Below are 24457 nucleotides of genomic sequence, written 5' to 3'. Positions count from 1 at the left end.
ATCGATTTCTTGCCGATGATCAATGATGGCTCCGGCAGTCACGAGAGGCTCGCGCGCGCCCGCCGCGTGTGAGCGAGTGGGCCCGCGTCGAGCGCATGACCGCCTGGTGCGCGCGCTCAACCGAAGCGCGCCGCGATGGCGTCGACGACCTGGCCGAAGTCCGGCGGCAAGCTCACGGGCGGGTTCGCCAGCTGGCTCGTCACACCGGGCAGTCGGCCTTCGTGGTAGCCCACCTTGAATTCGGTGAATTTGAGCCCACTCGCCGTGGAGATGCACACCACGCGCTCGCTGCCCTTGATCACACCGCGGGCCTTCAGCTTCTCGAGCGCCGCGAGCGCTACGGCCGTGTGCGGGCAGGTGTACATGCCGGTGCGATCCGCCCGCGCGGCCGCGTCCGCCAGCTCTTCCTCACTCGCCTGTTCGACCAGACCGTTCATCGCCTCCAGCGCTGCCACGGCCCGAGGCGCGCTCACCGGATTTCCGATCTGGATCGCCGTCGCTTGAGTCGCTTGGGCCTTGATGGCCTCGACCTCGCGTTTGCCCGCGCTCCAGGCGCGATAGAGCGGGTTCGCGTTCTCGGCCTGAGCCATCACGAGCCGCGGGTAGCGCTGGATCAACCCTAGCTCCTTCATCAACTTGAACCCGGCGTAGAGCGCGCTGGCGTTGCCCAGGTTGCCACTCGGCAGGATGATCCAGTCTGGAACCTGCCAGTCGAGCTGCTGCACGACCTCGACGGCCACCGTCTTCTGACCCTCGATGCGCAGCGCGTTCATACTGTTGGCGAGGTAGACGATGCCCTCTTCGGCCAGGCGCTGCACGATGTCCATACAACCGTCGAAGTCGGTGTCGAGCCCGAGCACGAGGGCGCCGTGTGCGAGCGGTTGTACCAGCTGGCCCGTCGAGATCTTGCCTCGCGGCAGCAGCACCACCACCGGCAGCCCTGCAGCCGCACCGTAGGCTGCGAGGGCCGCGCTGGTGTCACCGGTCGATGCACAGGCCACGGCCTTGACCTCCAGCCCCTCGCGCATCGCCCAGCGCACCACGCTGACCAGCACGGTCATGCCGAGATCTTTGAAGCTGCCGCTGTGGCTGTTGCCGCAGAGCTTGACCCAGAGATCGTCGAGACCAAGTTGCCGGCCGTAACGCTCCGCCCAGAACAGGTTGGTCCCGCCCTCGTACATGCTGACGATCAGCTCGTCGGGCACCTCGGGCATGACCCACTCGCGCTTGCCCCAGACGCCGGAGCCATAGGGCCATTGGCTGCGCATGTACCGCTCGTCGAAGAGCCGCATCCAACCGGCGGCGCTCCGACTCTTCAGCGCGTCGAGGTCGTGGCGAACCTCGAGCAGCCCTTGGCACCTCGGGCAACGGTAGATGGCCTGGGTGACGGGCCAGGCGCCGTCACACCCCGAGATGCAGCGAAATTCCGAGTGATGGCTCATCGCGGCAAGGGAGTATGGTCGGGGCGAGCGTTGACGCAAAGCCGAGAGCGCGTGTATTCGAGACAAACAATGCTCCTCCGCTCTCTCCGGTTCGGCCTGGGTGCTTGGATTGTCGCTGCTTGCCTGGTCGCCTGCGGCGACGACGGCGGAAGCGGCGGCGGTGGTGGTTCGAGCTCGGGCGGCGCGGCGGGTACCGACGGCGGGGTCACCGGCGGAAGCGCCGGGGTCGGCGGCAGCGGCGGTGCATCAGGCAGCGGCGCGAGCGGAGGCTCGGCAGGCAGCGCGGTCGGCGGCGCCGCCGGCACCGGCACCGGCGGCACGAGCAGCGGTGGCAGCAGCGGCAGCGGCGGCACGGGCGGCGCTCCCCTCACCTGTCTCGAAGAGCTGGACAAACTCGGCGTTGGTTACACCCAGACCACGGCCAAGGGTGTGGTCGATGCGGTCAAGCTGACCGGCAAGCTGAACGACGTCCTGATCGCCAGCACCGACACCGATTCGGTCGCGAAAGATCCGATGGCGTGTAAATTCGTGTTGCACCTGTGGGACATGGCCGAGGTGCTGAAGGCCCACGGCATTCACAAGATCGGGACGCTCGGCTCGTACTGTTATCGCTGCTGCTGCGCCTGGTCGACGACCAACTTCTGCCGGGGCCCCAACGATCCGGAGCCGGACTGCACGGTGGCCCCGTACAGCGGATATTCGAACCACTCCTGGGGTCGCGCGGTCGACATTCGTTACCTCTACAAGGACGACGGCAAGGTCTACGACGTGAACAACCCTGCTCACTTCGTCCAGTGGTCGGGCTCGTCGTCGGAGACGTGCACCAAGGCCCTGGCCGCTCAGACCGGGATCAGCAAGGAGCTCTACTCCTTGGCCTGTGATCTCTCGACGTCGCACGTGTTCGGCACGATCCTCACGCCGAACTACAACTCGGCCCATCGCAACCACTTCCATTGCGACATTGGCCAGAACACCGAGCCGTCCACCTGGCTCGTCAAGTCCGCACCGGCCCTGATCGACGAGGGTCCGGGCGACGAGTGACGCTGAGCTGAGCCGGGCGGCGGAGACCGCATTGAGCCTTCACTCGTCGACGTCGAGGGGTGCGAGCAGGCTCTCGATGTCGTCGGGCAAGAGCCGCCCGCCGCCTACCTCGTTGCCGAACAAGGTGTCGGCGAGCCGGCGTTTCCGCTGCTGAAGCTCGAGCATGCGCTCCTCGACGCTGCCCGACACGACCAGGTTGTGTACGAACACCGGCTGCGTCTGCCCGATGCGGTGAGCGCGATCGGTGGCCTGCATCTGCGCCGCGGCGTTCCACCACGGGTCGTAGTGAATGACCGTGTCGGCGCGGGTCAGCGTGAGGCCCGTCCCGCCTGCCTTCAGGCTGATCAAGAACACGTCCACCTCACCCGTCTGGAAGGCGTCGACCAGCTTGTGGCGCTCCTGCGAGGCGCCGGTGAGGGTCACGTGGCGGATGCCCCGTTCGGTCAGACCCTCGGACAAGAGGCCCAGCATGCGCGCGAACTGCGAGAAGACAAGCACCCGGCGACCGCGTCCGAGCTCCTGAGCCAAGAGCGCAAAAAACGCCTCGGCCTTGGCGGACGTCTTCACGTCGCGGGCCGCGTCCACCTGCACCAGGCGTGGATCACAACACACCTGTCGCAGCTTGGTGAGGGCGTCGAGGATCATCAAGCTGGAGGCCTCGAAGCCCTGGCGGCGGATGGCAGAGCGCACCTCGGCGTGGGCAGCGACGCGGATGCTCTCGTAGAGATCCCGTTGTTCTTCCTCGAACACGACCGGCTGCACCAGCTCGGTCTTGGGCGGCAAATCCCGGGCGACCGTCTCTTTCAGGCGGCGCAGCACGAACGGCGAGACGCGCGAGCGCAGCGCGTTCATGCGGGTCTCGTTGCCCTCGCGCTCGATCGGAAAGCGAAACCCGGTGCGGAAGCGCTGTGCGTTGCCGAGCAAGCCCGGCATCACGAACTCAAACAGGCTCCAGAGCTCGTCCAGGTTGTTTTCGATGGGCGTCCCCGTGAGCGCGAGGCGGTGACGCGCCCTGAGAGTGCGCACCGCCTGGCTGGCCTGACTGCGCGCGTTCTTGATGGCCTGCGCCTCGTCGAGGATCGCGTAGTGGTACTCCTGCTCGCGAAATCGCGACAGATCGCGAGACAGGACCGAGTAGGTGGTGAGCACGACGTCCGCCGCCGGTAGCTTCTTGAACGCGGCGTGGCGTTTGCCACCGTGCAGCGTGAGCACCGAGAGGTGTGGCGCGAACTGCTTGATCTGCCGGCGCCAGACCTCGACCAGGCTGGTCGGCACGACGATCAACGTCGGCAGGTCCATGCGCCGTTTTTCTTTTTCGATGGCGAGGAGCGCGATGGTCTGCAGGGTCTTGCCCAGGCCCATGTCGTCAGCCAGCACGCCGCCGACGCCGTGGTCGCGCAGGTGGCACAGCCAGGTGAGCCCTTCGGCTTGGTAGGGTCGAAGCTCGGCGTGCAGCACCGCGGGTCGCTCGGCGACGGCGGGGCCGCGGCCCAGGCGTTTGCCTCGCTCGACGGCCGGGCTCACCTCGGACCACATGAGCACGCGACCGCGGCCTTCGATCGCCTGTTCGAGGCGCCCGACCACCGCCAGGTTGGCCTCGTGCAGCCGCAGCTTTCGGCCGTGGCCGTCATACAACTCGGCGAGCACCGCCAGGATCGGCTCGAGGCGTTCCCAGGGGATGGCCACGAACTGACCTTTTGCCACCGGCAGCGCGCGGCAGCGCGCCACCTGTCGCGAGAGCGAGGAGAGCCGCGCACCCTTCGGCGCCTCTTCCAGCAGGCGGATCAGCGCCGGGACCAGATCGATGATCTGGCCATCGACCTCGAGCCCGAGCTCCAACTGAAACCACTCCGCCTTGTCCCGCACGTCGCCGAGGCGCGCGACCCAGTGTTCGCTCCCGCCCACGACTTTGAACTGAAAGCCTTCGTCGACCTCGACCTGCCAGCCGAGCGCCCGCAGCTCTTCGACCGCGAGCCCGGAGAACGAACAGATGGCGTGCACGTTGTCGTCGACGTTGATCACGTAGTCGGCCTGAGCGCCGTGGGGGGCCACGACGCTGTCGAGGTGATCGATTTCCACGACACCGTAGCGCTCGATGCGCGCCTGGACCGCGCGCTCGGCCCGAAGATCTCGGTCGACGGCGGGGGCGTCGGACTCGGGGTCGTCCGCGTCGAGGTCGTCGTCGCGTTCGGGCCGCACACGAACGCCGCCGTAGTCGAAGCGGAGTGAGAGCACGGCGCACTCGCGCTCGCGCCAGCGCCCGTCGTCCCCTTCCACCAGAAGTCGCTCCGAGAGAACCCTCAGTTCGACCGCGAACTTCTCGCTGATGGCCGCTGAGGAGTCGCCTGCTGTCTGATCAACTTGGTGGGCTTGCACGCTGTCCGCTGAATCCGTTCTACTCGGTCACGCGTTAGATCAAAAAAAACATCACTTGTCGATCTTGTTTCGGACAAAAATCTCGCACGCGCTTCCCGATCGGCCGGCCGATCACGAAGCACGCGCCTACATGGACTCACATGCCCGCGACGCGCGACGCGCGAGGGCGGCACCACCCAACCCCAGCCTCAGCCCGGCGAAGCCTCGAACCACAGCGGATAGTGGATCCAGAGCAACTCCTTCGACGCGGGGTAGCGCACGTCTTCGAGCGCCCGCGATGCGCAGCGGCCGAGGGAGGCCAGGAGCTCGACTCGCCCCGTTGCCACCGCCCGCGCTTCACGACCTGGCTTCACGGCCACGGCAACCACGAGCGCGCCGGAGAGTAATGGCTCGTGCTCGCGCGCCTTGGCGTAACACCTGGACAGGCTCGCGCTGGCGTCCGCCGTGATGGCGGCCTGAACCGCCCCGAGCTGCGCGGCGCCAAGCTCGGGGCGAGGAACTCCCGGGGGAAGCGCGCCCGTTCGTGCCGTCGCCCCTCGCGCCGCAACCACGAGGCCGAAGGGCTCGCGCATCGACAACCCGATGGAACGCCGCACGAGCGCTGGAGCCGATGGCGGCGCGGGGCTCAGGAGCTCGAGCGTCGAGAATGCCAGTGTCGGCAGCAGCACGAACACTGCCGAGACCCGGGGCAGCCGACCGAGGGCGCGCCGGCGCCGCTCCACACGACGCCAGAAATCATCGAACTCTGCCGGGGGATTCACCCGCGTGCGATAGGGGCCTTGCATGCTCTGGTCTCCGCGTCGTGGTCGGACACCGCCGCCTGCGGAGTCCTTGGACTCGAAACACCGGTGACACTCAGGCCGGATCTTGTTTGGTGGTCCCGCCGGAAAACACGGCGTTCACGTGCTGGCGCCGGCGTCGGCGGTCTCGCAGCGTGGCCGGTAACATCCTCAGCGCGACGGCGTAATAGAGCAGCTTGAAGATCGCGAGGCGCCACCGGACGCCGGGGTTCTCGAAGACATCGCCGGCGAGCATCGAGATCACCGCCTGCTCGAGCTTCAACCCATTCTGCGGGTGGTCGAACAGCCAGCGCATCGCGGGAGTCGTGAAGCGCAGAATGAACCACGACAGCGCCCGCAACCCCTCCCAGGTCTGGCGCTCGAAGGCCCGCTGCAGCGCGCGCTCCCGTCCGGGCTCCCGCAGCGCGCCGTCGACGACCGCGGCTGCCTTCTCCGCGGAGCGCATCGCAAGGTACACGCCGGTCGAGAACACGGGGTCGACGAACGCACCCGCGTCACCCGCCATGATCCAGCGCGGACCGGTGAGGCGATCACACAGGTACGAGTAGTTGCCGCTCGCGTGCTGATTACCAACGATCACAGCCTCACTCATGCGCGCCGCCGCATCGGGGATCCCGGCAAGCAACCGGCGCAAGAACTCGGGCAGCGGCTCGTTGCGAGTCTTGAACAAGTCGGGATCCGCCACGACCCCCGCGCTGACGAGCCCGTCGCGCAGCGGGATGATCCAGGCCCAGCCGCGGTCGTGGGAGTAGATGCTGATGTTCCCCGCTTCTTCACCCGTCCGCGGCGTGACACCCCGGAAGTGGGCGAAAACCGCGGCACTCTGGTGGACCGGGTGTTTGCGGTGCAGGCCGAGCAGCTTGCCCAGGAAGGCGTCCCGACCCGTTGCGTCGACCACGTAGCGCGCGCGGATGGTCGAGCTAGCCAGCGAGTCGCCTTCGGCCTCGAGCGTCACGCCCGCATCGGACAGCGTGACCCCCGTCACGCGGACGCCCTCGCGAGCATCGACGCCCTGCGCGATGGCGTGCTGGAACAGCAGCTGATCGAACTCAGCGCGCTCGACCTGGAACGCGTAACCCGGCGTTTGCCCGAGCGCGCGATCGAAGCGGTACACGTTGCGGCGCGTGCCGTCCGCGGAGGGGAAATCCGCGCCGAGCTTCTCGACGCCGATCTCACGGACCGCCTCGAGCACACCCAGCCGCTCCAAGATGGGGATGTTGGCGGGCAGCAGCGACTCGCCGATGTGAAAGCGGGGATGACGTTCGCGCTCGAGCAGCAGCACCGCGTGGCCCTTCCGCGCCAGGACGGTCGCGACCGTGGAGCCCGCAGGCCCCCCGCCGATGACCACGACGTCCGCCTCCATCGACCGCGCTTCAGTCATGGCAATCGGCAGTCCGCCCCCCGGGCAAGACGCTTCGTTGGTCCGCGACCCACCGACATTACGGCGCCGGAACCCGCCCCTTGGGATCGCTCATCAAGTTCTCGACGAAGCCCGCGGCCTGGTTCATGGCCGCCGGGATGTCGTAAAGCACGTAATGCCCGTCGCTCGCATCCGACGCAAGCCACTGAGCGAGCACACCGCTCGCGGCGCCGTTCGCCAGATTGCCGCTGAGCCCCTCGGGCGGAATCGTCACCGGCACCACGTCGCCCCACTCGAGCTCTGCGATCTCGTGGATCACCGGCGTCTGCGGCGGCAGGCCCAGGGCCACCGCCTGCACCTCGATGCCGTGCGGCGGCGAGTAGCTGTCCCCGCTGCCGTCCTCGTTCACTCCCTCCGTCATCATCACGCTCTTTGGCAAGAAACCGTCTCGCGGGCGCGTCGCGATCATCGGGACGTAGTGAATCGGGTCGGTGGGATCGACGATGCTCTGCGCGAGGCACATGGCCGGGTGAAACAGGTTCAGCTCGTCGACCTCGTCGCCCAGGAGCCCCAAGAAGACGGTCTTGACCAGGCCCGCGATGTCCAGCGGCGCCGTCTTCTCGAGCAGGGCAATGCTGATCATGCTGCCCGACCCGCTCAGCATTCCGCCCCGCGCCTGGTCGTCCACCGCCAGGAAGATCGGCCCGTTCAAGCCGCCCTGGGAGTGTCCCATGAACGCCAGCCTGTCGGCGTCGAAGCGGATCTCCGAACCCAGCGTGACCGAGGCCGGGATCGTCAGCTTCGTGTCCGTGAACAAACGCGCCTGCTGCACCACGTCGATGGCCGATTGCGGACCGTTGGCCCGGACGGCGATCGGGTTCTGCACGTTGAAGAACAGGAACTCGGGCTTGCCGGCGTCCGCCCCGGGACGGTCGCCGTGGAAGATCTGATCGATGCCGATGGTGGCGATGCAGCGTTTGGCCAGCGCCGTGCCCTCGCGTTTGCTGCCGATGAAGCTGCGGTAGTTGCCGCCGGTGCCGTGGGCGTAGAGCACGATGGGGTAGCCCTTCGCGGGCATCGGGCACGCGCTCTCTTTGGGCACGGTGATGGCAAAACGCAGGTCGAAGTCGTTGACCACGACGGGCTCACCCTTCGCATCGAACGAGAGCTGCCCGCCGTCGGCGATCTTGACGAAGGGGATCTTGCCCTTCTGAAAGTTCGGCGTCGGGCCATAGCGTCCCTCGTACGTGTCGTAGAAGCCGGACTGTTCAGCTTTGCTCAGCGTGCCGTCGAGCAGCTTCGGTGCGGGATAGCTCTGGAGCACGAAGTCGCGGATCTTCGCGGTCTCCGCCACGGGATCGTTGGTCGTGAACACTGCCAGGTGCACGATCGTGCTGCGCGAAATGCCGGCGGTCTCGAGCTCGGTCACCGCGTCTGCGAGCGCGTCACCGGCCGTGGCCGTGGAGCCACTCGCGGGATCACGGCCGAGCACCGCCCTCAGATCGGCCGATGGCTCGACGAGCCCGCTGTCCTTGGCCCGCACCGCGTTGGTCACGACCAGCGCATAGCGAGTCGATGGCAAGAGCGGGTACCCGAGCGTCGGCATGAACGCCAGCGTGTTCTCGGGCCAGTAGGCCCCGACGTCCGCTCGAAAAAACAGGCTGACGCGCTTGCGTTCCCCGTACTCCGCCGAGGAGGGTTCGATGTCGATGAGCTGCACGCTCGCGCTCGGGTCCAGGGAGTCGCTGGGCGTGGGCAGTGAGCTCTCGGCGAGCGGCGTCGTGAAGCGCAGGAACCCGGGAGCCGCGGGCGAAAATCCGGTGAGCACACCCTGCAGGGACTCGATGTAGCCGATCAGGATGGGTTTCTTGCGCGGGTTCGGGAAGCCTTCGAAGCGAATGAAACCGTCAGACTCTTTGCGCAGGTCGCTCGGCCAAGGGTGATCGAAGAAGGTCTCTTCGGAGAGGTCACTGAGCGCCGCCGGCGCGATGTAGATGCTCTCACCGCTGACGTGGGCGGGATCGTCCTCGAGCGCACAACCCGAAACCAAGGACAGGAGCAGCCCAAGCGTCCAGCAGCGGCCAAGCATGACCGGGGTCTTATCACGTGCGGGTCGCGCCGGCTCCGGTGCTAAGAATCCGCCTGGTGAGCTGGGTACTCGTGCTTTCACCCCCGAACGGGGACGCCTCACGCCGAGTCGGCGGGCTGTCACTGGCGCTCCGCCTGGCGCTCGATGCCCAGGCCGGCGGCGCATCGGCCCTCGTGGTCTCAGCGACGCAAGCCGCACTGCGTCCTCTGCTCGACGACCCGAGACTCAGGCTGCCGATCGAGGACACCCCGCCAGCGGATGCGTCACGCGTCATCGCGCCGGCGAGCCTCGTCGTACACCGGCAGCTCTTCAAGCTGCTCGCGGCCTCCGGCGCACTCACGGAAGAGCGCGACCTCGCCCGGGAGCCTTTTGTCGTCGAGGTACCCTTCGGCTTCGAGGCCATCGACGTCGTCGACCGAGAGAGCGCACGGCGCGCCGAGCAGGCGCTGTTCCGCGCCTTGCGCAAACCCCAGGACGGCTGGACCAGCCGCTGGCTGAACCGCTACGTGTCGCTGTCGATCTCGCGCTGGCTGGTGAAGACTCCGCTCAGGCCGAACCAGGTCTCGGTCGCCATTCTGGCCGTTGGCCTGTTCGGGGCGTGGCTGGCGTCACGGGGCGACTACGCTTCGATGGCGCTCGGCGCGTTCTTGTTCCAGATGCAGAGCATTCTCGACGGCTGTGACGGCGAGATGAGCCGCGTCACGTACCGCGGCTCCCTGGCGGGAGAGTGGCTCGACACCGTCGGCGACGACGTCACCAACTACAGCTTCTTCGGTGCGACGGGCTGGGGCCTCTACACCGCGACCGGGCACCTCGCGTATCTGGTGGCGGGGGCCGTCACGGTCGCATGCGGCCTGATCGCGAGCAGCATCGAGTACCGCTACTTGATCCGCATCGGCTCGGGCGATCTGTTGAAGTACCCAATCAGCGCACCAGGGAGCGAGACTTCCGGGGGCCTCTTCGCTGCGCTGCAGCCGCTCTTCAAGCGCGATACCTTCGTGTTTCTCACGCTCGTCGCAGCCCTGGCCGGGGCCCTCGGACCGATGCTGGTGGTGTTCTCCCTGGGTGCAGTCGGCATCGTGATCTCGGTCTTTGCGGCGGAGCTGCGCATGGCCAAAGAGCGGCGAACGGCCGCTAAGTTCTGAAGCGGCGCCCGCAAATCCCGCGCCACCAGGCAGGACGCGTGTTTGACGCCGGCTCCGACCCGCGCCCGCCTACTGCATCACGATCTGAACCCAGGTACTATGACCACGTGTTCGTCTTCTTTGCTTCGGGCCAAATGGACGCCACACTTGGCGCGCGGTTGGCGGACGCCGGCGCCAGCCCAGCGGAGCTCACCGATGACCACCTGGCCGACGACGCGTCGTTCCCCTGTCTGTGGGTCATCGACGGCCAGCCACCCGACGTCGCACGGGCCGACGCTCGACTTCGGGCGGCCGGACGGCGTTTCGACACCACCGTACTGGCGGCAGTCACGGCCACGGCCGACATCGAAGCTTTGTTCGCGAGCGGCGCGGACGACGTGCTCCTCCGCGAGCAGCCCAGCGACCACCTCGCGGTCCGTCTGGAGGCCTGTCGTCTACTTGCGACGACTCGCTTCGATTTCATCGCAAACCTCGCCGTCTCCGCCGAGGTCACCGACACCGACGGTCGCATTCAATACGCAAACCCCGCCTTCGTGCGTCAAACCGGGCTCGAACTAGCCGCCCTACGCGCCAGCGTGCTCGAGGAGCTTCCGCTCGACGAGAGCCAGATCCTTCCGGCGGACAACTGGACCCGCACTCGCCTGGCCAACCCACGCGGAGGTCGCAGCCGCGATCACGAGGTGTGTGTCTCGCCGCTCCGACGCCCCGGGAGTCCGGGCGCGCTCTTCTTGAAGCTCCGGCGGGACGTCACGCATCAGGAGATCACGGCGGAGCAACTGCGGCTGCTCGAGGCGGAGCTGCGAAGGACCGAGCACATGGCGGCGGTGGGAACCCTGGCCGCCGGTATCGCTCACGAGATCAACAACCCGTTGACCTATGTGATGACCAACGTGTCGCTCGTGCTCGACGCCGCCGCCCAGCTCGGGGAAGAGGAGCTGACCGAAGCTCTGCGCGACGCGATGGAAGGCGGCGAGCGTGTGCGGAAGATCATCGCCGATCTCCGACTTTTTTCCCGGGACTCCGGGGATCAGCTGGAAATCGTCGAGCTCGAGGCCCTGCTCGACTCGACCGTGAATATCGCGGCCTCGGAGCTGCGCCAGCGCGCAAGATTGATCCGGGACTATGGCAGCATCCCACCGGTGCGGGGCAACCGTGCCCGGCTGGGACAGGTCTTCCTGAACCTGATCGTGAACGCGGCCCAGGCGTGCACGAACAAGACGGGAGAGCACGAGGTGCGGCTGAAGACTGGGTTCGACGAGGCGGGTTGGGTGTACGTCGAGATCTCGGACACCGGAGAGGGCATGCGCCCCGAGGTGCTCGCCCGGATCTTTCAGCCCTTCTTCACGACGAAGCCCGCGGGCCTCGGAACCGGTCTCGGGCTGTCACTCAGTCACGGTATCATCGAGGGTCTCGGCGGCCGGCTGAGCGCCGAGAGTGAGCGGGGGAAGGGCAGCACGTTCCGCGTCGACCTCCTTCCCGCCCCACGAGACGCCGCGCTGCCGCGCGCGCCGAGACTCTCCCGCGCCCCGGAGCCTGGAAAGCGCGCGCGAATCCTGATCGTGGACGACGACGCGCGCGTGGGGCGTGCACTCGCGCGGATCCTCAAGGATCACGATGTGGTCACGGCCGGCAGCGCGGAGCCTGCACTCACGGCACTGTCCGCGGGTGAGGCGTTCGACGCAGTGTACTGCGACATTCTCATGCCGGGTCGGTCGGGCATCGAGCTGTTCGACGATCCGGCCGTCGTCGCCAGCTCCACGCCGAGAGAGCGGTGGATCTTCATGTCCGGTGGGATACGCGATCCGGAGCTCGGGCGTTTTTTGCAGCGCGTGGACAATCCCTTCTTGCCCAAACCCTGCGGTCCGCGGGAGGTCATGGCAGCGCTTGCGCGCGCGCTCGGCACGCAGAGCAGCCCCCCTTCGCTCTCGCGTTCGACGCTGCCGGCTGGCTCGGGGTCGTCCAACCCGAGCCGATGAAACACACGCTCACTTGACCGTGACGGTCCACGGGAACACTTCGACGTGCCACTCTTCGGGGTGCGCGTACTTGCCGATGGCCAGTGAGAACATCTTGTCGCGAACACACTTCTGCGCGCCGCCGCCACCGGACATTCCCCGCGAGGCCGTGCCGTCCGGGCGAAACCCGCAAGAGCCCGTGTAGGTCTCGGCCCCCGCGTCGGCCGCCTTGGACCCCGCGCACGCGACCGACGCAGAGGCCGCGGCGGCGTCGACCTTCTTCTTCACGGCCGCGACATCGATTGGCGCGAGCTTGCCCGCGGCCGGCGTCTCGGCCGCAGGCTCCGGAGCGGAGGGAGCTGGAGTAGGCTCCGCCCGCTTTTCATTCGTGGTGGCCGGCAACGCGCCGGGTGCGACCGCAACCCCACGCGGTCGGTTGGCGGCAGACTTCTGAGTTGGCTCGCCGGGCGATGGCTGAGGCGCGGCGACTGGCGCAGCAGTCGTATCCGTCGTGATGAGCGGCGGCGTGCCAGCCCGGGCCGAGGTGCGGTCGGAGCCGGACTCCGAGCTGTACAGCCAGGCTCCGGCGCCGAGGCCCACGATCAGAAACCCACCCAAGAGCAGCAGTCCTCCACCGAGGGCGATGAAGAGCGGCGCCTTCGAGGTGCGCGGTGGGCTGGCCAAAGCTCCACTCGGCGCGGCGGCGCTCGGGGCCGGCGCGCTCGGCGCGGGCGCAAACGATACCGCCGAAACCGATGCGCTGAAGCTCGGGGAGGTCGGCGCGACCGCCGACGCAAGCGTGCTCCCAGCCAGCAGCTCCAGCGCGGCGAACGCGGCGTGGGCATCCGGATATCGCTGTGCCGGATCACGGGCCACGGTGTGGGCGAACCAGGCATCGAACCCGGGCGGCAGCACACCCTGGAGGCCGTATTCGTGCGCGCGCTCGGAGGCGGGCACGATGGGCTGAGTCAGGGTCTCCATGAGCAGCGCGCTCAGCGCCGCGGACGGATCGTTGGCGGTGTGCCAGTAGTAACGCCCGACCAGCAACCGAAACGCCACCAACCCCAGCGCCCACACATCCGTCGCCGGTGTGATGTGCGCGCGCGGATCACTCTGTTCTGGCGCCATCCAAAGTGGAGTGCCAAGGCGTCCCGTCGCGCTGTCTCGGGCGTCCGCGGCCAGCTTTGCGATGCCGAAATCCAGGACCTTCACTTGCTGCGTTGCCTCGGCGCTGTGGACCTCCGCCAGGAACACGTTCTCGGGCTTGATGTCCCGATGCACGATCCTCGCAGCATGCGCCGCGCCAAGCGCGTGGCAGAGCTGCCGGTAGAGCACGAGGAGCTCCGAGAATGGGAGCGGCCCGCGCCGCGCGGAGAGCTGAGCCAGGTCTTCTCCGTGCAAGAGCTCCATCGCCAGCCACGGGATCCCGAAGTTCGCATCGACACCCGCTGCGATCACCTCGACCACGTAAGCGCTGGGAATTTGCCCCCCGATGCGCGCCTCTTGCTCGAAGCGCTCGCGCATGCGCGGCTCCGCGATCAGAGTCGGGTGCATGAGCTTGAGCGCGCGCTTCTGCCCGGTGCTCAGCTGCTCGGCCAGCCACACCCCTCCCATGCCACCCTTGGCCAGCTCCCGTTCGAGGCGGAAGTCCCCACCGATGACGGCGCCCTCGAGCTGCATCGCGTCGTCGGTTATTACACGCCCGGGGCTGGGGCGCAGCGCCCAGCGCGGCTCCGCGGAAGCCAGCGACCCCAAGAGAAGGCGTTGGGTTATCCTGCGGGGCGTGTTCGCTCGCCGATTCGCCGCTCCCTGCGCGCTCTTGACCCTGCTCCTCGGTGCGGGCTCCGCAATTGCTGCAGGCCCGCTCGGCCCCGAGGGCTCGACGATCACGACCAGCGACTACCGCATCGATCTGACGCAGGGTGTGGTCCTCGGTGGCACCCGCGTGCTCGGCTTGGCGGGGGCCTACGTGGCAATCGCCGAGGGGGTCGACGGCAACGCGGTGAACCCGGTCGCCCCCGCGCTGCGCGCCGTGCACTCGCGTGATCACACCGACTACGATCTGGGGTTCGGGCTCACCTTTCCTGCCGCCGTGCGCGGCAACGATCTGTTCAACAGCGGTGAGCGCACGAACCTGTCGAGCACCCAGCAAGACGCATTGTTCCTCGACCTCGCGGCCAACTTGCAGCTGGGTCGCTGGGGTGTCGGCGCTTCGCTGCACTACACGACCTTCGACGTTGCGCCGCAGGGCCAGACCCTGGGCCTGAACGCTCGTTTCGGCGGCATCCGCCTGCAGGTCGCGCGCTCGTGGTTCGACGGCCAGCTGCTGGTCGGCGTCGGCAGCCGAGGGACGGGCCTCTTGCTCGAGAACCGTAACCCGGAGGCCGACGAGCCCAAACAGCTGTTTCACATCGAAGGCGCCGCCCTCGAGGTCGGGACGTTGGTCCGACCCAATGGCGCGCCGTACCGCATTGGTTTCGCGGCGCGCTCGCCGGTCGTCACGAACGCGCTGACCACCGATGTCGAGCAGAACGCAGCGGGAGACCGGGTCATCAGCCGCAACGGCACGGATCTCTACCTACCGAACGAGGTCACGTTGCCGTGGGACATCGATTTTGGCCTCGCGGTCCAGCTCGGACCGCGGCCCCTCAATCCGCGCTTCGTCGAGCCGGACGAGGCGCTCGCTCGACTCGATCGGTACCTGGCCTGGAGAAAGCTCGAGGCGCGCCGGCGAAAACGACGCTCGCTCGGCGAAGCGGGGCTCGACGCCCGCGCCACGGCCGCGCGTGAGGCGGCGTTCGATGCCGAGATCGCCGCCGACGATGCCCTCGACGAGGTCCATCGCGAGCGCGCCCTGCGAGAGGTTCGGCTGGAGCTCCTGCGGCGAGTGCGCCAGATGAGTCGCTCGTACGTGCTCATCTCGACCTCACTGCTGATCACCGGACCGGTCCGGCAGAGTGTGGGTGTGGAGTCGTTCATCGAGCGTCGAGTCCAGCGCTCCGGCCGCAAGGCGACCTACACGCCACGCCTCGGCGTCGAGACCGAACTGGTCCCGGCTTGGCTCAAGGTCCGGGCCGGCACGTATGGCGAGCCGACGCGCTTCGAGTCCCGCGGAGCGAAAGCGCGCTTGCATGGAACCCTCGGCTTCGACCAGAAGTTGTTCCCGTGGACGTTGTTCGGACTCCTGGAAGACGGCACCGAGTGGCGGCTGTCGGCGGCGCTCGACGGTGCGCGCCATTATTTCAGCTGGGGCGCCAGCGTGGGGCTCTGGCGATGAGGCGCTTCGCATTGTTCGCGGCGGCGCTGTTCAGTGTCGCTTGCTCCAAGAAGGAGCCACCGCCGCCGGAGCGCACGGAGCCCTGGCTCGCGAACCCTCCGGAAGCGAGCGCGGCGCTGTCCGCCAAGTACGTCTGGAGCGAACGCTGCGAGGCAAAGCTCACGCTGCGAGCAAAAGAAGGCAGCCCTCGCGGTGTGTTTCGCGTCTGCCGCGGTGAGCTGGACGTGAACCTCACCGATCTCACCGAGAGCCGCGGCACGCTCGCCATCGACGTCGCGAGCATCGAGATCCGCGGCGACGGCGACGCCGGCCGAGACGCCGAGCAGTCGCAAGAAGCGCAAAACTGGATGGACGTCGGCGCGAGCCGCCCCGAGGCGGAACGCGAGCGTCTGCGCTGGGCAATCTTCACCCTCACCGCGCTCCGCGACGCGAGCAGTGCGAGTGCCCACACCGGTAAACGCGAACGCGTCGAGCCCGAGCCGGAGGAGCCCGCGGACCTGCCGGAGGACGACGCCGGCGAACCCAAGAAAAGCGAGCGCCGCAGCGTCACGCTCGTCGCACGCGGACAGCTCGTGTTGCATCAGGTGCGCGTGGACGTCGAGGTGCCGATCCGCGTGAGCTTCCACTACGCCGAGCGTGCTTCTGCAGACACGGTTCCCGAGCGCCTGACCCTCACCACACGCCGCCCGGTGGTCGTGTCGTTGGCTGCACACCAGATCAAGCCACGAGACTCGTCGGGCGTGTTTCAAGCCCAAGCCATGAAGCTCCTTGGCCAGCAGGTCGGGAGCGAGGCCAAGGTGAGCCTGTTCGCAACGGGCACAGTCAAAAGCCCGTGAATCCCCGGCGAATTGGCCAGTACGAAACCGATCGGCCCGGGCCGGCGTAAGCAAATCCAGCCGCTCGAGCGGACAAAACCGGCGCCGCCCGGAAAAAGCCGCTATCTTTTGCCGCGCTGAAGGAGAAAACAGGAAATGTCTCGAAAGCTCTCGCTCACCCACATCGCCGCCACCCTCGCTGCGCTCGGCGCCGTCGCCTGCGGCGGCTCGACCCCTCCGGCCGAATCCCCGGTCGAGTCGAAGGAAGTACCGGCCGCGACGGAGTCCGCGCCGGAAGGCGCAGCCAGCGAGGAAAAGAGCACCGACCCTGCAGCGGAGGAGCCGGCAGCCGAGGGCGCCAACACCGACAAGGCTGGAGAGGGCACCGCCGCGGCCGCACCGGGTGCAACTGCAGTAGCCGCGCCCGCTGCCGCTCCCGCCACCAAGCCGAAGAAGAAGCCGACCGCAAAAAAGAAGGCGGCGGGCGCCAAAGCGGGCTGCGGCGCCGGAACCTGCGGCTGACCGACCGAGAGGGGCGTGAGATGCCGAACAGAGGGCGCAAGCCGCTCGGCGTTGGCCTCGGCTTGCGCTGGGAGTTCCTCGAAGAGGTCCTCGACGGTCCGCCCCTGAACGTCGCGTTCTTCGAGGTCAGCCCGGAGAACTACATGCGCCGCGGGGGTTATTACCCGGCGGCGCTCCGACGCATCGCGGAGCGTTACCCGGTGGTGACGCACGGGTTGACGCTCTCGCTGGGCGCGAGCGAGGCGCCGGCCGCGGAATATCTGACGGAGCTTCGCGCCGAGACCGAGTCCATCGGAACCCCCTGGCACAGCGATCATCTGTGCCTGGCCAGCGTCGGGTCCCGCATCCTGCACGAGCTGGTGCCACTCGCGCAGACCCGGGCGAACGCGGTGCGCGCGGCCGAACGCGTGCAGCGGACTCGAGATCATCTGGGCATCCCCATGCTGGTGGAGAACATCAGCTGGTACGCCCACCCCGGACACCGGCAAGTTGCCGAGGCCGACTTCATCTCGGAGGTGCTGGAGCGGGCCGATGCGGGGCTGTTGCTCGACGTGAACAACGTCTGGGTGAACGCCCAAAATCACGGCTTCGATCCGCGGGTCTTCATCACTTCCCTGCCCCTCGAGCGGGTACGAGAGATCCACATCGCCGGTCACACTCGTACAACGTCCGGCTTGATCCTCGACACCCACGGCGCGCCCGTCATCGATCCCGTGATCGAGCTGCTCGAATGGACCCTCGAGCGCACCGGCCCGGTGCCCGTGCTGCTCGAACGCGACAACCACGTGCCCGAGCTGTCGGAGCTCCTGGCCGAGGTCGAGCGTTTGGCCGAGGTCTACGCCCGGGCAACTCGCGCAAAGGAGGCCCCCGTTGCCCGAAGCGCTTGAGCTCGCCATGGCCGATCTGGTGTTCGGCCCAGGGTTCGCGCCGGACGACGAGGCGGCGATCGGCAACTGGCTCCGGACGAACGGAGTCGGCGAGGACGACGCCCGCGCGATCAAGGAGCAGGGGCTGGAGCGCTTGCTCGTCTACCGAACGCTCGTCCGCGGCACCCTGCGCGAAGCGCTCGAGTGCGCCATCCCTCGGACGATGGCGCGTCTGGGAGCGGTGTTCGACGAGTACTTCGACCGCTACCTGGCGGAGGTTGCCCCACGCTCACACTACCTGCGAGATGTGACCCCGGAGCTGCTCGCCTTCTGCCAACCGCTGTGGCCCGCGGATCCGCGCGTACCGGCCTGGAGCATGGATCTAGCGCGCCACGAGTCGGTTCAGATCGACGTTGCGTCGGAGCTCGCGCGTCCGCTCGCGCACGAGCCGGGTGAGCTGTCTCTCGAGTTGCCCTTGCGCTTCATCGAAGCCGTGAGGCTCATGCGCTACGAGTACGCGGTCCATCGCCTGAACGACGACCTGGACGACCGCACGCCGCCGGCTCACGAGCCGACCGCGCTGTTGGTCTATCGGAGTCCCGAGCACGAGGTGCGCTACCTCGAACAGAGCCCGCTTGCCGCCGACATCCTCGAGCGCCTGCTCGCCGGCCAGCCTCTCGGCAATGCCCTTCAAACGGCCTGCGAGACACGAACAATCGAGCTCGATCAGAAGGTAGTCGAGGGAACGGCGACACTTCTGGCAGACTTGGCCGAGCGCGGCGCGCTGCTCGGCTCGCGACAGATGGAGGAAGAGTAGATGGCGGCACGCGACCCGTTGGGAATTTCCGGCGAGCTCATCGCTGACAAATACATGGTGGAGCACGCCGTGGGCGAGGGCGGGTTCGCGGTCGTCTACCGAGCGCAGCACAACATCTGGAAGAAACCCGTCGCCATCAAGTTCTTCAGTGAGCTGTCGAGCGTGCCGGTCGATCAGCGGGAGGAGATGCAGCAGTCCTTCATCGACGAAGGCTCGATGTTGAATCAGCTGTCGACGCAGACCGCGGCCATCGTTCAAGCCCGCGACGTCGGATTTTACACCACGCCCGAGGGGCGCTGGATGCCGTACATGGTGCTCGAGTGGCTCGAAGGCCGACCGCTCGAGGACCTGATCGTGTCGGAGACGAAGCAGGGGCGCGCGCGCTTCACGATGCAGGAGGTCCTGCGCCTCCTGGGTCCGGTTGCTGCTGCACTCGACGTCGCGCATGCCCACGGCATTGCTCACCGCGACGTGAAACCGCCGAACATCTTCGTGCTGGGTGACGACCCGCGCAACGGCGCAGTGACGGTCAAGATCTTGGACTTTGGCGTCGCCAAGATGATCACCGACAACACCCAGATGAAGGCCGCGCTCGCCAAGACCGGCACCAACATCACGTCGTTCACTCCGCAGTACGGCGCGCCGGAGCAGTTCAGCCGCAGCTACGGCGCAACCGGTCCCTGGACGGACGTGTTCGCGCTGGCGCTGGTCGTGGTCGAGATGCTGATCGGCAAGCCCGCGCTGGACGGCGGGGATCTGGTCCAGCTGGCGTTTTCTGCCGGGCACCCGGACAACCGCCCCACCCCGCGCCGCCTGGGCTGTGACGTCAGCGACGGCGTCGAAGCCGTGCTCGAAAAGGCGCTCGCGGTGCAACCCACGGCGCGCTTCGCCCGGGCATCGGAGTTCTGGGGCGCGCTCGAGGCAGCGGCAGCAGGCAGCACTCGCGTGACGGGCGCCGAGGCCATGTCCGCGACGATGGCGATGCCCGAGTCCCTGCGCGCTGCCATCACGCCGATCCAGCCGGCGCGCACCCAGCCGGCGCTGAGCCGGCCCGGGGATGCCATCACCATGGACCCTGCGACGGTGACCCCAGCCAGCCTCCAGCCGGCGAAGAAGTCGAGCGCGGGGCTCATCGTGGGTGCGGTCATTGGTGTGCTGGTGCTCGGTGGCGGAGCGTTTTTCGGGATGCGAGCCATGGGAAAAAAGAGCGAAGACCCTGGCGCCGGCGGCCCCACCGCGTCGGGGATGCCCTCGCCAGCACCCTCGGCCAGCGCATTGCGCGAACCCAAAGTCAACGCCTGCCCCGACGCCATGTTCAAGATCCCCGCCGGTCAGTTCTACATGGGCTCGGACGACAAGGCCGCGGGCGACAACCAGAAGCCCGCGCACAACGTGTCGCTCGACGCGTTCTGCATGGACGCAACCGAGGTCACGGTCGAGGCCTACCTCGGTTGCAGCAGCACGGGGGGCTGCCGCCGGCTCAAGCCGGAGGTCATGTACTCGGGCATGGCGCGCGCCGAAGAGAAGGCGTTCCTGCCGCTCTGCAACGTCGACGCGGACGACCGCAAGATGCACCCGATGAACTGCATTTCGTGGCGCGACGCCGACACGTTCTGCCGCAAGAACGACAAACGCCTGCCCACCGAGGCCGAGTGGGAGTTCGCGACGCGTGGCCCCGATGGGCGCATTTACCCCTGGGGCGACGACAAACCGACGGTGGCGCATCTGAACGCCTGCGATCTCGACTGTCAGAAGTGGTCCAAGGCGGCTGGCGTGGGTGTCTTGGTGTTGTTCGAAAAGGACAGCGACGGTTTTGCCGCGACCGCGCCGGTCGGCAAGTTTCCCAAGGGGGACTCGCGCTTTGGCCCGAAAGACGTGGTCGGAAACGTCTGGGAGTGGGTCTCGGATTGGGAGGCGCCCTACACCGCGGAGGAGCAGAAGAACCCCACCGGCAGCGCCAGCGGCGAGAAGAAGATCATCCGCGGCGGCGCCTGGAACGGTGCGCGGGAAGAGTGGCTGCACCCGAGCTTTCGCTTCGCAGCGGAGCCAGATCGCCGCCATCCGGGCATTGGCTTTCGCTGCGCCAAGAGCCCGTGACCAAGCCCTCCCGGGCTGGGAAAATTTTTCGTCCGAACAATCTGCCTGAACCAAGTCTAAGCTGGGGCTGATGGGGAGAAGCCCGCTGGATCATCCTCGGCTCGCGATCATCGACAAGAAGCTCGATGCCGAAGAGCTCGACGAGGCGCAGCACCTCTTGGCGCAGCTGGGTGACAACTATTTCTTCCGCCACGCGACCACCTACCTCGCGTCACGCCTGCTGTACCTGCGTGGGACCCTGGATCAAGAAGGCCTCACCGAGCGACTTGGCCGCTTGCTCGACGAGTCTCAAGAGTTTCCGGAAGCGGAGGCCCTGCTGCTCTCGGCCAAGGCCGGCACGCTACAGCGGCCCGGCGCGGCGCGGAGCTCACGCCCGCCACCCGTTGGAGTGGGAAGCCGACCGCCCAACGCCGAGATCGAGCTGGCGTTCGGTCGCGGTGCGCGCGCAGAAGGATTGGAACCACAGAGCCCGACCAGCAGCGCCCTGCGCCACCCGGAGTTTCCCAAACCGGCGCGGGTGCCCGACCTCGCCTCGAGCTCACGCCCCGATCGCTCGGGCTCGATCCCAGATCTGGAGATCTCCGGCCGCTCGGCGCCCCCGCCAGGGTTTCCGAGCCGCGGAGCTGAAGCGCGGGAACAACCGAGAGAACCCGAGCAGACCATCGAGCTGACGGAGCGCTCTCCCTCCCGCATTCCGGAAATGAACGCCGGCGCTCGGTACTCTTCGGTCCCGGAAGCCACGGAGCGCATCGCGCTATCGCGCCGAGAGCGTCCTCAGCCCGCGAGCCCGGCCGAGCGCCAACGTCGCCCCCCCGTGGGTCGCGGTCGCACCGAGGGCATCGTCACGAGTGACATTCCGGCGTCGGAGGGTCGCGCGGCGAGTTTGTTCGACGTCGCTGCGATGCTCGACTCGGGCCGACTCGACGAGGCCCTCGCGGCCCTGGCCAGTCGCGGTGATCCGGACGAGCCGGACCATGCACTGCTGAAAGGGCGCGTGCTGTCTCGGGGCGGGCAACGTGCCGAGGCGCTCGCGGTCGCCAGACGCCTGGCTGGGGCGCCGCTGCTCGACCCGACCGTGCGTGCGGGGGTCGCCCGTCTCGCGCTGGAGCTGGACGACATCGATCTCGCGCTCGAACAGGCCGAGCGCGCCCACGAAGAAGATCCACTTCAGCCCACCATTCGCCTGACGTTTGCCTGGGCCGCGCTACGCCGAGCCCGTCGCACCGCCGATCCCGAGTTGGTCTCGTCTGCGTCGCTTGCCCTGCGCGAGCTGGTCGGAGACGGCGGACCCCACGAAGGACTTCTGCTCGGACTCCGCGCCTGTGTCGAGGCGCACGCCGGGGACGCCGTGCGTGCGCTGCGACTGGCGGAACGTTCCATCGAGCTCGAACCCAGCGCCGACGGGTATGCGGCGCTGGCCATGGCAGCGGCACGTCTGGGTCGGACCGAAGACGCCAGGCGTGCGAGCGCGAGGCTCCGAGACAAGAGTCCAAAAGAGGCCGCCGCGCTCACCGAGAGCCTCGAGGCCCACGGTGACGGGTTGTTCTCGCTGCGCGCGCACGCCGCCTCGATCGCCGCACCCGCAGGCGATGCAGAGCTGGAGGCGTCGAGCCTGTGGGGACCGCTCGAACACGCGGTCATCGAAGGTCGTGTTGCCGACGCCTGGAACACGTTCGCCCAGCTGGCCACGGACACCTTGAGTCAGGTCTCCGATACCACGCGGCGTGAACCGCCGGCCCTCGCCGCCGTGGCCGCGAGCTTCCTGACCGTCGCACCAATCTCACGGGATCTTGCGCCCTACGACCAGACCCCGCGCAGCCTCATCTGCATCGCGGATCTGTTGTCGCTGCTCGCGCCTGGCGCGCCCCTGATCGAGGTCGGTCATCCGCTCGCGGTCCTGGTCGGCGCCTACGTCGGCGAGACGCTGCGCCAGAGTCTCGGAGCCCGCTGGCGCGGAAATCCGGCTGAGCCGCAGAACGCCGAGGTGTTCGGAGAGAAGGGCGCGTACCGCCCCTTCGAGATGGTCGCCGAGGAGCTCGCGGGAGAGCACCGCTTCGCCGCCGCATCGGTGGTCTCCGAGCTCGAGTCCGAGGCCACCGGACGCGTGCTGCACTTGCCGGCGGTCACGCCGATCTGTCCCTGGGATCCCGCGGAGTGGCCCGCTCCATCGCGCCTGCCGCACTACGCGCTCGCCGTCGAGCGCTCGATCATTTCTGCGCTGTGCCGGGAGCGAAACGGAGAAATCCTGGACGGCTCGCTGGCCAGCCTCCTCGCGCTCGACGACCACATCGACCGCATTGCTCCTCGGGGCGAGGCGCCTCATTCCGACACCCGCTGGGCGCGACGCGTGACGGTGCTCGGCGGTGCGTATCTGGGAGAGGTCTTGCGCCGAGAGCTGGCGGCGGACTGGTCGCGCCGAGACGGCACCGAGCTCGGCCCCGAGAGTTACCGCTTGCTCCGACGGGGCGCACCCAATCTCCAGCCGGTGCAACACGTCTTTTTGCGGGTTACCGCCAACGCGCCCTCGCTCCACACCTACGCCCTCGACGCTCTCGGGCGCTGAGCCCGCGAGCCACGCGCTGGTGAACTTCCCGGCAGCCCGGCGCGCGTTCACTACGCGCCGGGAGTGACAGATTCGCGAGCCGTCAGGGCTGACAGCAGGCCAGGCAGGCCGACGGGTAGCAGTACTGGTTCTTGCAGCACGACTGCCCATTGCCGCATTTCGTGTTACCGCACGCGGCCGCGCCGCCGTCCAGACTGACGCCGCCGTCGCTCGGTTTCTGGCAGCACTGGGTGCAGGTCGTGTTGTAGCAATACTTGACGACGCCGGTCTCACAGCAAGCCTGGTTCGACCCGCACGCCTGATTTCCACAGGCCTTGCCGCCGTCCGTCGCCACACCGCCGTCCCCGAGGTTCGGGCAACAGGCGAGGCACGCCGATGGGTAGCAGAAGTTGAGACCGGGGCAGCACGTCTGGTTCGAGCCGCACGTCTGCGTTCCGCAGGCGTTGCCGCCGCCGCCGGTGCCGCCGGTATTCCCGCCGCCCGTGCCGCCGGTGCTCGCGCCGCCGGTGTTCGCGCCGCCGGTGTTCGCGCCGCCGGTATTCGCGCCGCCGGTGTTCGCTCCTCCGGTGTTCGCTCCTCCGGTGCCCGAGCCGCCCGCACCCGCCGTCCCGCCTCCGGCTCCCGCCGTGCCGCCGCCCGCACCCGCCGTCCCGCCGCCCGCACCCGCCGTCCCGCCGCCGGTGTTTCCGCTGCCGCCGGTGTTTCCGCTGCCGCCGGTGGCCCCCAAACCGCCGGTGCCCGCGCCCCCGTCTTTGCCGCCGGTGCCGCTCAGCCCGCTATCGGAGTCCGAGCCACAGGCCACCACGACGTAACAACAACCGAGCAACAAACTGACGAGCGCAAGAGTCTTTCGCATGTGCCCCGAGCCTCCAGCTGACGAAGGTAACGCAATCGCAGGTCGCGCCGCAAGCAACGCGCGCTCAGCGCTCCGCCGCTGTCTGGTAGAGCGGCGTGCTCTCGGGCCGATACGGACGCGGGAGTGCCCGGGGCGAGAGTGTGCGGCCCAGGCGCCGCGGCAGCTGGAGCCCGACCTCACTCGTGCGCGGGACACGCCCCGCTGCGGCCACGGGCGGCGCTACCTGCAGACGTCGGTGAACTGAGCGCGAATTTCCTTCAGTCGTGCCAGCTCGTCAGCGCTCTTGGTGTGGGCAATCAGTCGATCCATCTGCACCAGCGCAGGACCACACTGGATGTTCTTCGGCTGGCCGAGCGACGATAACGGAAGGGCGGCTCGACCGCGCCAGCCGTCTTTGGCCGCGCGACGCCACAGCGCGCGCTGTCGTCTCGAGCTC

17 protein-coding genes are annotated in these 24457 nt (G+C 68.0%); 10 read left to right on the top strand and 7 right to left on the bottom strand.

Annotated elements, in window-relative coordinates; translation table 11 throughout:
• Positions 1-116: 116 nt before the first annotated feature.
• A complete protein-coding gene (thrC, locus tag IPI67_11395) occupies positions 117-1442 on the bottom strand; it encodes a threonine synthase (GenBank protein ID MBK7580800.1) in 1326 nt (441 codons plus the stop codon).
• 69 nt (positions 1443-1511) lie between these two features.
• Between thrC and IPI67_11390 the strand changes: the two genes are divergently transcribed.
• Positions 1512-2483: an extensin family protein gene (locus tag IPI67_11390; GenBank protein ID MBK7580799.1), complete on the top strand. Its 972-nt coding sequence runs from the start codon at positions 1512-1514 to the stop codon at positions 2481-2483.
• 39 nt (positions 2484-2522) lie between these two features.
• On the opposite strand, the gene IPI67_11385 is transcribed toward IPI67_11390, so the two are convergent.
• From IPI67_11385 to IPI67_11370, 4 genes are all read right to left on the bottom strand, one after another.
• Complete coding sequence (locus IPI67_11385) at positions 2523-4760, bottom strand: DEAD/DEAH box helicase (protein MBK7580798.1); 2238 nt, start codon at positions 4758-4760, stop codon at positions 2523-2525.
• 287 nt (positions 4761-5047) lie between these two features.
• Positions 5048-5644 carry a hypothetical protein gene (locus IPI67_11380; GenBank protein MBK7580797.1) on the bottom strand — a complete coding sequence of 199 codons (597 nt, stop codon included), beginning with the start codon at positions 5642-5644 and terminating at the stop codon, positions 5048-5050.
• Positions 5645-5714: 70 nt separating this feature from the next.
• Complete coding sequence (locus IPI67_11375; GenBank protein MBK7580796.1) at positions 5715-7040, bottom strand: tryptophan 7-halogenase; 1326 nt, start codon at positions 7038-7040, stop codon at positions 5715-5717.
• Positions 7041-7098: 58 nt separating this feature from the next.
• Positions 7099-9108: a hypothetical protein gene (locus IPI67_11370; GenBank protein MBK7580795.1), complete on the bottom strand. Its 2010-nt coding sequence runs from the start codon at positions 9106-9108 to the stop codon at positions 7099-7101.
• Positions 9109-9164: 56 nt separating this feature from the next.
• Here IPI67_11370 and IPI67_11365 point away from each other — a divergent pair, with 56 nt between their 5' ends.
• Entirely contained in the window at positions 9165-10253 is a 1089-nt protein-coding gene (locus tag IPI67_11365; GenBank protein ID MBK7580794.1) for a CDP-alcohol phosphatidyltransferase family protein, read from the top strand.
• A 107-nt stretch (positions 10254-10360) separates the two neighbouring features.
• A complete protein-coding gene (locus IPI67_11360; protein ID MBK7580793.1) occupies positions 10361-12229 on the top strand; it encodes a response regulator in 1869 nt (622 codons plus the stop codon).
• A gap of 9 nt (positions 12230-12238) precedes the next feature.
• On the opposite strand, the gene IPI67_11355 is transcribed toward IPI67_11360, so the two are convergent.
• Positions 12239-13888 (bottom strand): serine/threonine protein kinase, encoded by a 1650-nt coding sequence (locus IPI67_11355; protein MBK7580792.1) that lies wholly within the window; start codon positions 13886-13888, stop codon positions 12239-12241.
• 103 nt (positions 13889-13991) lie between these two features.
• Here IPI67_11355 and IPI67_11350 point away from each other — a divergent pair, with 103 nt between their 5' ends.
• The 7 genes from IPI67_11350 (at position 13992) to IPI67_11320 (ending at position 23165) form a co-directional block, all read left to right on the top strand.
• Positions 13992-15485: a hypothetical protein gene (locus IPI67_11350; protein MBK7580791.1), complete on the top strand. Its 1494-nt coding sequence runs from the start codon at positions 13992-13994 to the stop codon at positions 15483-15485.
• A complete protein-coding gene (locus IPI67_11345; GenBank protein ID MBK7580790.1) occupies positions 15482-16321 on the top strand; it encodes a hypothetical protein in 840 nt (279 codons plus the stop codon). The genes IPI67_11350 and IPI67_11345 overlap by 4 nt, the downstream gene beginning before the upstream one ends.
• A 135-nt stretch (positions 16322-16456) precedes the next feature.
• On the top strand, positions 16457-16822 hold the full coding sequence (locus tag IPI67_11340) for a hypothetical protein (GenBank protein ID MBK7580789.1): 366 nt from the start codon (positions 16457-16459) through the stop codon (positions 16820-16822).
• A gap of 20 nt (positions 16823-16842) precedes the next feature.
• Positions 16843-17709 (top strand): DUF692 domain-containing protein, encoded by an 867-nt coding sequence (locus IPI67_11335; GenBank protein ID MBK7580788.1) that lies wholly within the window; start codon positions 16843-16845, stop codon positions 17707-17709.
• A complete protein-coding gene (locus IPI67_11330; protein ID MBK7580787.1) occupies positions 17693-18505 on the top strand; it encodes a putative DNA-binding domain-containing protein in 813 nt (270 codons plus the stop codon). The genes IPI67_11335 and IPI67_11330 overlap by 17 nt, the downstream gene beginning before the upstream one ends.
• Complete coding sequence (locus tag IPI67_11325) at positions 18506-20602, top strand: SUMF1/EgtB/PvdO family nonheme iron enzyme (GenBank protein ID MBK7580786.1); 2097 nt, start codon at positions 18506-18508, stop codon at positions 20600-20602.
• A 70-nt stretch (positions 20603-20672) separates the two neighbouring features.
• Positions 20673-23165, top strand: coding sequence for a hypothetical protein (locus tag IPI67_11320; GenBank protein ID MBK7580785.1), 2493 nt, complete (start codon positions 20673-20675; stop codon positions 23163-23165).
• 82 nt (positions 23166-23247) lie between these two features.
• Here the strand turns inward: IPI67_11320 and IPI67_11315 are convergent, their stop codons facing one another.
• Positions 23248-24021 (bottom strand): hypothetical protein, encoded by a 774-nt coding sequence (locus IPI67_11315; protein MBK7580784.1) that lies wholly within the window; start codon positions 24019-24021, stop codon positions 23248-23250.
• Between the last annotated feature and the right edge of the window lie 436 nt (positions 24022-24457).

The sequence above is a fragment of the Myxococcales bacterium genome, assembly GCA_016706225.1.
In the GTDB taxonomy this organism is placed as follows: Bacteria; Myxococcota_A; Polyangia; order Polyangiales; family Polyangiaceae; genus JADJKB01.
Note: the sequence above shows the minus strand (reverse complement) of the source record. Positions and strands in the feature narration are given on the sequence as shown.